We start from the raw sequence: 9,559 nt of genomic DNA, 5'->3' as shown, positions 1-9,559 counted from the left end.
GTTGATACCCATCATCAGGCTAGCGCCATCTTCCGGGTATTTAAAACATCAGTCCGTGATTCGCTGCGCATAATAAATGAACAACCCTGTTTTGCGCAATTTATATACAATTTTTATTTGGACTGATGGAAACGAAATATCGGCAACAGATAACGCTGCGCCTGAACGATAATCTCTTCATAGTACGTAGGCTCCAGAGTGCGCCACAGGCGCTGGTACCAGACATCGGAACCCTCACCGCTAACCACCATATTACCTTCGTAGGCCTGAAGGAACTTACTACGCGCTTTTTGTTGCGTTTCGTCGTCCATTAACATGACATCCTTTTCCGCGTCGTAACAGACTTTTAGCCATGCGCCGCCGCTTTCCGGCAGCAGCAGCAAGGGTTTCGACATCCCCTGCAGGTAACCTTCCACCAGTTCATTCAGATAACTTTGCGCCTGTTCCGTCGCCAGCGGCGGGAAACGCCACTCCCCTTCTTTACGCACGAACAGCCGGCTCTCGCCACGACCGCCGCTTGCGCAATAGACAAGATGTTCCAGCCAAAGTTGCACGCCCTGGGAGACGCTCAGCAGCGACGGACGCCAGCGCAAGAGCCCATCCGGCTGTACCTGCTGCAGCCAGCCGGTCAGATTGATGCCGTTGCACTGCAGGTCGATTTCCAGGCTTTGCGCGGGCTGGCGGCTGGCGATAACCCGCTCCGCCAGGTTCTGCATCTCCTGGCGCTGCGTCTCCCAGGCCAGTTCACCAAAAGCGCCGTAGGGTAGCTCCCCCGCGGCGCGGAAGCGACGATACATCGTCGACGCATCCTGTTGTTCAATCAGGGTATTAAGCAACTGCTGATTAAGCTGGTAGCGGCTCAGCCCTTCAAGAACAAAAGGCTCGTCTTCGGGGATTTCGCTCTCTTCAGAGCGGAAATTCACTCGCAGGCGCTGTTGGAAAAAGGCGCGCACCGGGTGTTGCCAGAAGCGCAACAGTTGTTCAAACGCCAGCGAGTCAATAACGGGCGCCGGAAGCGGCTGAATAAATTCGCTGTGTGCTTCCCCCTGCTGGCTGGCAGCTGCCAGCCACTCCTTCGCATAGCTCTGGTTTTCATCCGGCAGATAGTTCGCCGCATCGAAAGGCATGCGCGTATGCAGATGGGTGATATGCGCCTTAACGCGCTGTTCGCTGGCATCGCAGTCCAGCGCTTCATCGCCTTTAAGGCAGTGGCTCTGACCAATATAATCCGCCAGCTCCTGTACCAGCACCGACGGATAGCGCTCGCTGTTATCCTGAATGGAACGGCCGATATAGCTGATATAGAGCTTCTGTTCGGCGGACATCAGCGCTTCAAGGAACAAGTAGCGGTCGTCATCGCGACGGCTACGGTCGCCGCGATGCGGCTTTTGGCTCATTAAGTCGAAGCCCAACGGGGCAAGAGTGCGCGGATAAACGCCGTCGTTCATGCCCAGCAGGCAGACCACTTTGAAGGGGATAGAACGCATGGGCATCAGGGTACAGATATTCACCGGCCCGGCGAGAAAACGCTGGCTGATGCGCTGTTGATCGAGACGCTGCGACAGTTCATCGCGCAGTAATGACAACGGGACCACCGCGCCATACTGCGCGTCCAGGCCGCCATCAATAATCGCCTGCCACTGCTGTTCGATCAGCGCCAGCGCCGCTTCGGTTTCGCTATCCGGCAGGAAGAAATCGGTGAGCAACTCACGGCACACAGGCAGCCACGCTTCCAGCGAGCGCTCCTGGGCCAGACCACGGCGCCACCGATTCAGCTGCATTAGCAGCGAGGCAAGATTCCCCACCAGTTCGGCGATAAGACCGCTGGATTCATCATACGGCAGAACCGACTGCCACTCGCCCTGGCTACTGTCCATCGCATAACCCAGCAGCATACGCGTTAAACCGAAGCGCCAGGTGTGCTGGCCGGTGGCCGGGAGATCCATTTCACGCACGTTGTCGTCATCCATCCCCCAACGCACGCCGGATTCATTCACCCACTGGCGTAAATGACGCAGCCCTTCTTCATCAATATTGAAACGCGCCGCCAGCACCGGCACATCCAGCAGCGCCAGCACATCCTCGCTGGCAAAGCGGCTATCAGGCAGGGAAAGCAGCGTAATAAAGGCCTGTAATGCCGGGTGAGATTCACGAGCGCGACGGTCGGAGATAGCCCACGGTAGCCAGCGCTCGCCGCGCGCCGCGCCGAATACCGCCTGAATATAGGGGCTATAGCTATCGATATCGGCCACCATCACGATAATATCGCGCGGCGTCAGCTCCGGGTTCTCTTCCAGCATCGCCAGCAGCTGGTCGTGCAGCACCTCAACTTCTCGCTGCGGGCTGTGACAGACGTGGATGGCCAGACTACGGTCGTCTGGGGCCAGCGGGCGCTTGCTGTCGCTGCTAGCGAACTCTTTAGCTGTGCGCCCCGCCACCGCAGCGTTACGCAGTTCCAGGATATCGGCCTGTAGATTGTGCAGTAGATTATCCGGCGCGATATCGACAAACGCATCCAGCTCTTCATAACGTGCCAACCCGGCCAGCAGGTAGATGTAATCACGCCCCAGCTTGCCCCACGAGGCCAGCAGCGGGTTACCGACATCCTGTTCGCCGTCGTCGTTGAATAACCCTGGAGCCTGTTCGGTATCGCGGAATAACGGTAATTCGCGCGCCTCGCGGTGATGACGGCGCTGACGCGACATCAATTTAGCCAGAAACGCCGGATCTTTAATATCCCCCCAGTAGTAACGACACGGGTTGGTGAACAACACATAGACATCAACATGCTTGCCCAGCGCTTGCAGAGCCTGTAGATACACGGGCGGCAGCGCCGAGATACCACAGATAAAGACCCGCGATGGCAATCCGGCGGGCGGCTGGTCAGCGCTTTCAAGCGCGCTGATAAAGCGCTGGTACAGGTTCGCGCGGTGCCATAGCGGCTGCCCCAGTTCAGAAGTGTATTCCACTAACGCTTTCCACAGTGGCGCCTGCCACTGCTGGGCATCGCCCAGCCCTTCAACCCGTTCATCTGCTTCCCACCGCATCAGCCACTCCGGGCGATACACCAGATACTGGTCGTACAGGTCAGCTACCCGCGCAGCAAGCTGGAACAGTTTACGTTTGTCGCTGTCATCGCTCAGATAGTGGCGCAATAGCGTAAAGGCGTCGTCGTCGAGATACTGCGGCAACAGCGTCATCAACTTCCAGCTCATGCTCTGTTTACTAAAGGCGCTTTCTCCAGGAATATCGTCCAGCACGCGGACGAACATATCCCAGATAAAACTGGCCGGTAGCGGGAAATCGATATTTGCCGCAATACCAAAACGCTTTGCCAGCGTCATCTGCAGCCATTGCGCCATGCCGGTACTTTGCACCAGCACCATTTCCGGCATGAAAGGGTCGTCCAGCCGCTGGCGTTCGACGATAAACTCCATCAACGCTTCCAGCACATCCAGACGGTTTGAGTGGTACACCCTTAACATATTCGCTCCTGACTACTGATTTACCGGACAATGCAGCCGGGTCATCTGCACCTGCTTATCGGCAGGCATGGTGATCGTTACCATGATGCTGACACAACTTTGTGTCGATGTCTGCAAGCGGCTTATTTGCCCCCGCGCCGGTCGCGCCGGGGAGACAAGCTGACTAAAGCGCCACGCGTCGCGCCACTGCTGGCGATAGTGGTTCAACTGAGTGACCCCGACGCTCAACCCACGGTGATAGCCGCCAAGCGCAGTTATCACCATGATTAACAGCACCATCGCCAATAGCGTTTCCGCCATACTGAAGCCGCGTTGGTGTACTATGGCATCTGGCATAACATCTTCTCCTTGAGCGGGCAAAAGTCGCTCCAGCCATGTGGGGAAAATAGCAAAACGCCCTGTTCAATCCGCCCCGACTGCCACACCTGTACCGTGCCGCTGCTGGCGATAAGCAGCGCGCTGGCATCGTTGAAGCGTCGCAGGCAGGCACGCCAGCGCTGGCTGCTATCCTGCTGACAAACCGCCGCATCCTGTAGGGGCCAGTGCAATCCTTTCCCCCACTGCAGCGCCGAGTGCGCGGCTGCAGTCTCGCGGATCGCCTGGGTTTCGGCACTCACCTGCGCCAGCAACGACCGTTGTTGCTGATTCATCCCCTGCAACAGCAAGCTTCCCAGCGCCAGCAGCAGGAGCACCATCAATAACGATGAGACGCCGCGCTGACGGTTCACAGGTTGAACCCCGTCACCCGATATTCCGCCTCGGCGACGATGCGCGAATCGGATTGCGCCTGCGCTCCCAGCGTGACGATAAGTTCCGGGGGAAAACCGCTTATCGACTGCCGCTCGACGTGAAAGCGCGTTACCGTTATCGCCGCAGGGTCAGTCATCTTCTCCCACCCCTTTCCGCTACAGTCGCTGACGCCGCGCCGTGTTTCCAGCGCCCCATCGCGCAGACGAAAACCAGTGGCGTCGGCATCGGACTCCGGCGCACTGTCCCAGATGCCGTTACTGTTGCCATCCCAACGAACAATAATGCACTGGCCAGCGTTGGCGATAGACAGCGCCTGACTGCCACAACTACCCGCGCAGTATCCGGCTCGCTGGAGATGTTTTGCTATCGCGTAAACCCTCTGCCATAGCTCATTGTCCAGAGACTGCTGCTGCGTTTGTCGCAAAACCTGACGCTGTAACGCCGGGAGAAAACGAGCAGCGCCCAGCAGCAGAACCGACCCAATCGCCATCGCGATCAGCGTTTCGAGTAATGAGAAACCGCGCGCGGCTACTGGCATAGGGATTCCCCCTCCCGACACAGGCGTATGCGCCCCCAATTGGAGACAATAATCCGCCACGCCCCGCCATCGCTTTGCAGCAGAATATGTCCGGCCCAAGCGCTGTTGCGCAGGCCGTAAAAGCCCATCCCAACCGTCAGGTGCCGCAACGTAATCTCCGGCCACTGCGGCTGCAGGGTAAAAGGCGTTTTCGCACTACAATTAGCATTTTCACCCGTTGCGCTCAGGCACCAACCGCCAGCCGATTGACCGGCGCTGATAACACGGTCGCGGTTGTGCCAGTTGGCGTCATCGCGCAGCAACACAAGGTAATCACGTACCTGGCAGGCGACTTGCCACAGGCGTTGTTGTTGCTGCCAGCGATGCCAGCCATACATACCACTGGCGCTGAGGATAACCACCAGCATCATCGTGACCAACATTTCGATCAGGGTGTAGCCATGTTGTCTGTTCATGGCGTCGAGTATGTGTTGGTCTATTGATCAATTCGACTGGCAAATCAGTACCCTGCGTGGCGGATCGGAAAATAGTCGCGCTGTTGCAGGATGTTGAACGTAGTCAGGAAGCAGGCTCGCAAAACAGGAAAGAAAAAATGCAGGTAAGGTCTGCCGGGGGATAAAAAAAACCGGCGCCACTCGCACTGGCGCCGGTTTGTCGTCTACGCGACTACGCGAAGAGTTTAAATCGCTACAGGCGCTTTAATGCCTGGATGCGGGTCATAACCTTCTATTTCGAAGTCTTCAAAACGGTAGTCAAAAATCGATGCCGGTTTGCGTTTAATAACCAGTTTCGGCAGTGAACGCGGTTCACGACTGAGCTGCAGGTCGGTCTGTTCCAGGTGGTTGCTGTACAGGTGGGTATCCCCGCCAGTCCAGACGAAATCTCCCACTTCCAGATCGCACTGCTGCGCCACCATATGCACCAGCAGCGCGTAACTGGCGATATTGAACGGCAGGCCAAGGAATACGTCACAGGAGCGCTGGTACAACTGGCAGGAGAGCTTGCCGTCCGCGACGTAGAACTGGAAGAACGCATGGCACGGCGCCAGCGCCATTTTATCCAGTTCGCCGACGTTCCACGCAGACACGATAATGCGGCGGGAATCCGGGTCGTTTTTCAGCTGCTCCATTACCGTACTGATCTGGTCGATATGGCGGCCATCCGGCGCAGGCCAGGAGCGCCATTGCTTACCGTAGACCGGCCCCAGATCGCCGTTTTCATCTGCCCACTCGTCCCAGATGGTGACGTTGTTTTCGTGCAGATAGGCAATATTGGTGTCGCCCTGCAGGAACCACAGCAGTTCATGGATGATGGAGCGTAAATGACAGCGCTTGGTGGTCACCAGCGGGAAGCCTTCCTGCAGGTTAAAACGCATCTGATGGCCGAAGATAGAGATCGTGCCAGTACCGGTGCGGTCATTTTTTTGCGTGCCCTCTGCAAGCACTTTCTGCATCAAATCAAGATACTGTTTCATGGTTCCTCAAGAGTTTTGTTGCTGCGGGCGGTGACGATACGCCCAAACCATCATAATGATACCCGCAAGCACCATCGGAATCGAAAGAATCTGCCCCATGCTGATGTACTGGACCCAGCCGCCGGTAAACTGCGCATCCGGCTGGCGGAAGAATTCCACGATGATGCGGAACAGGCCGTAGCCGATCAGGAACAGGCCGGAAACGGAGCCGGTCGGGCGCGGTTTGCGGATAAACAGGTTCAGGATCAGGAACAACACCACGCCTTCCAGCGCCAGCTCATAGAGCTGCGAGGCGTGACGCGGCAGCGCGCCGTAGGTATCAAACAGCGATTGCCATTCCGGGTGCGACGGCAGCAGCGCCAGATCTTCCGCGCGCGAGCCCGGGAAAATCATCGTATAGTGGAAGCTCGGATCAACGCGCCCCCACAGTTCGCCGTTAATGAAGTTGCCCAAACGCCCGGCGCCCAGTCCAAACGGGATCAGCGGCGCGATGAAATCAGAAACCTGGAAGAAGGTGCGCTTGGTGCGTTTAGCGAAGATGATCATCACCAGAATCACACCGATCAGACCGCCGTGGAACGACATGCCGCCGTCCCAGACGCGGAACAGGTACAGCGGATCGCTGAGGAAGACCGGCAGGTTGTAGAACATCACATAGCCGATACGGCCGCCGAGGAACACGCCGAGGAAGCCTGCATACAGCAGGTTTTCTACTTCGTTTTTTGTCCAACCGCTGCCCGGACGATTAGCCCGACGGGTGGCCAGCCACATCGCAAAGACAAAACCAACCAGGTACATCAAGCCGTACCAGTGGAGGGAGACCGGTCCAATGGAAAATATTACCGGATCGAACTCCGGAAAATGCAGGTAGCCACTATTCATCTGTCACCATAAAGACTTGTTATTCCGCCGAAAGTGGACAGCGGTGATGATCCGTGCACGTTGAAAACGGACACTCCAAAGGAGGCGAATGATAACATAAGCGTTTAGTGCAATCCGCGCCGAACGTGTAAAAGATATGTATACGGATGCTAACGGAGCGTGGTTTTCCCCGGGCTACCGTTATCGCCCGCCGCGAATCAGGCCGCCGAGACCGCGACGCTCCATAAATGCCGCCACCTGATGGCGCACTTCGGTCGTCATCTGCGCTTCCAGGCTACGGCGCGACAGCTCCTGCGCCTCTTCGATATCAATGCGGCGCAGCAGATATTTCACCCTCGCCACCGAACGGCCGTTCATCGACAGATGCCGGTAGCCGAGGCCAATCAGGATGGTGACGCACATCGGATCGCCGGCCATCTCGCCGCACAGACGAAGATCGATGCCAAAACGCTCGGCGTCATGGGCAATCATCGCCAGCGCCCGTAATACCGCGGGATGCAGACAATCGTACATATTGGCGACCCGCGTATTGTTGCGGTCGACCGCCAGAATGTACTGCGTCAGGTCGTTGGTGCCGACCGAAATAAAGTCGATGCGGTTCGCCAGTTGCGGCAGCATAAAGACCATCGACGGCACTTCCAGCATCACGCCAAGGCGCGGGCGCGGAATGGCATAACCAATCATCTCTTCGACTTCACGGCTGGCGCGTTCAATCAGACGGCGGGCTTCATCGACTTCTTCAAGATTAGTCACCATCGGCAGCAAAATGCTCAGGTTGCCAGTGGCGGCGTTAGCGCGCAGCATCGCACGCACCTGAATCAGGAAGATCTCCGGCTGATCGAGCGTGATGCGGATCCCACGCCAGCCAAGGCAGGGATTTTCTTCGCTGATCGGCATATACGGCAGCTGCTTGTCGGCGCCGATGTCCAGCGTACGCAGGGTGACCGGTTTGCTGTTAAACATCTGCAGCATGCCCTGATACTGGGCGACCTGTTCCTCTTCCGATGGGAAGCCGCTCTGCAGCATAAAGGGAATCTCGGTACGATAGAGGCCAATGCCGTCGATAAAGCTGCCGAGCTTCTCTTCATGCTCCGGGCTCAGGCCGGCATTGAGCATCACCTTCACCCGCTCGCCGCTTTTCAGCTCTGACACGCGTTCAAGATCGTCTTCCGCCAACCGGCTGAGTTCGTTCTCTTCGCTGATTAAGCGTTGATACTCCTGCAGCAGTACCGGTTCGGGATCGACCAGCAGATCGCCGCGGTAGCCATCGACGATCAAGGTGTGGCCATGCAGCAGCGACGGTTGAATATCGGCACCCATCACCGTTGGGATGCCCAACGCACGCACCATGATCGCCGCGTGGGAGTTGGCCGCACCATCGCGTACCACCACGCCGGCTAAACGATCCTGCGGCACTTCCGCAAGCGTCGTCGCCGACAGTTCGTCGGCCACTAAAATAATGCGCTCGGGCCAGGTGTTCGGCCCCTGAGTCGTATCGTCGAGATGAAACAGCAGCCGCTGTCCGAGGGTGCGTAAATCCCCTGCTCGCTCTTTCAGATAGCCATCGCTGAGCGCGGCAAACTGCTCGGCAAACTTCTCGATGATCTTTTTCACCGCCCATTCAGCGACGGAGCCTTTATCGACTTCATCGAATAGCTCGCGGCGCAGGCGCGCATCGGATAACAGATGCGAATAGAGGTCAAAAATCGCCGCGGTCTCTTTTTGCGCCCCGGCGGCATAGCGTTTGCTGTAGCGACGGAACTCATTCGCCGCTTCTTCCAGCGCGCCGGTCAAACGCTCGCGCTCGGAAGCAGTATCCAGCGTCGAGGCCTCATAGACCTGTTCCATCAGCGGAAGGCTGGCGTCCATCCAGCCTTCCGCTATCGCCACCCCGGATGAGGCCGGCAGCGCGCGAATGCGAGTTTGGCGGTACTGGCCAAACAGCGCGTTAAGCTGCGATTGCGAGAGGATGGCGGCCATCTGCGTGGCAAGGGTGACAAGGAAAGATTCTTCGCTTTCATCGAACTGACGCAGCTCGCGCTGCTGAACAACCAGTACGCCCAGCAGCTGGCGCCGCTGGATGATCGGCACGCCAAGGAAGGCGCGGAAACGCTCCTCCTTAACGGCCGGAATGTATTTAAAGCTCGGGTGCTTTTGCGCGTCAGCCAGGTTGATAGGTTCAGCCAGCCGCCCCACCAGACCCACGAGACCTTCATCAAATGCGAGTGCGACTGTGCGCCCACGGGGTTTTTTCAGCCCGCGCGTAGCCATCAGGTAATAGCAGCGTCGATCGTTGTCAGCCAGGTAAACCGAACAAACTTCGGTTTCCATCGCTTTACAGATATCCGTGACCAGGATATCCAGCGCCTCATTTAAACGCGGCGCGCTGGCGACCTTCTCGACTATTTCTCGCAACCGAGTGAGCATAAT

At 57.5% G+C, this 9,559-nt stretch carries 8 protein-coding genes; all 8 read right to left on the bottom strand.

The features are described from left to right. Positions 1 to 113: 113 nt before the first annotated feature. Entirely contained in the window at positions 114 to 3,485 is a 3,372-nt protein-coding gene (recC, locus tag PYR66_04560; protein WEF29009.1) for an exodeoxyribonuclease V subunit gamma, read from the bottom strand. Between the two features lie 12 nt (positions 3,486 to 3,497). Then, positions 3,498 to 3,821, bottom strand: coding sequence for a prepilin-type N-terminal cleavage/methylation domain-containing protein (locus PYR66_04555; GenBank protein ID WEF29008.1), 324 nt, complete (start codon positions 3,819 to 3,821; stop codon positions 3,498 to 3,500). Then, complete coding sequence (locus PYR66_04550; protein WEF29007.1) at positions 3,806 to 4,213, bottom strand: DUF2509 family protein; 408 nt, start codon at positions 4,211 to 4,213, stop codon at positions 3,806 to 3,808. Before PYR66_04550 ends, PYR66_04555 begins: the two co-directional genes overlap by 16 nt. Beyond that, a complete protein-coding gene (locus PYR66_04545) occupies positions 4,210 to 4,773 on the bottom strand; it encodes a prepilin peptidase-dependent protein (protein ID WEF29006.1) in 564 nt (187 codons plus the stop codon). Before PYR66_04545 ends, PYR66_04550 begins: the two co-directional genes overlap by 4 nt. Continuing rightward, positions 4,764 to 5,228 (bottom strand): prepilin peptidase-dependent protein, encoded by a 465-nt coding sequence (locus tag PYR66_04540; protein WEF29005.1) that lies wholly within the window; start codon positions 5,226 to 5,228, stop codon positions 4,764 to 4,766. The genes PYR66_04545 and PYR66_04540 overlap by 10 nt, the downstream gene beginning before the upstream one ends. A gap of 224 nt (positions 5,229 to 5,452) precedes the next feature. Next, entirely contained in the window at positions 5,453 to 6,247 is a 795-nt protein-coding gene (gene thyA / locus PYR66_04535) for a thymidylate synthase (GenBank protein ID WEF29004.1), read from the bottom strand. 6 nt (positions 6,248 to 6,253) lie between these two features. Further along, the gene (gene lgt / locus PYR66_04530; GenBank protein ID WEF29003.1) at positions 6,254 to 7,129 is read right to left on the bottom strand and encodes a prolipoprotein diacylglyceryl transferase; all 876 of its coding nucleotides are present in this window, start codon (positions 7,127 to 7,129) and stop codon (positions 6,254 to 6,256) included. Positions 7,130 to 7,309: 180 nt separating this feature from the next. Beyond that, positions 7,310 to 9,556, bottom strand: coding sequence for a phosphoenolpyruvate--protein phosphotransferase (gene ptsP / locus PYR66_04525; protein ID WEF29002.1), 2,247 nt, complete (start codon positions 9,554 to 9,556; stop codon positions 7,310 to 7,312). Between the last annotated feature and the right edge of the window lie 3 nt (positions 9,557 to 9,559).

The organism is Klebsiella aerogenes (assembly GCA_029027985.1).
Taxonomy (GTDB): domain Bacteria; phylum Pseudomonadota; class Gammaproteobacteria; order Enterobacterales; family Enterobacteriaceae; genus Klebsiella; species Klebsiella aerogenes_A.
This window is presented reverse-complemented; position numbering and strand designations above follow the sequence as displayed.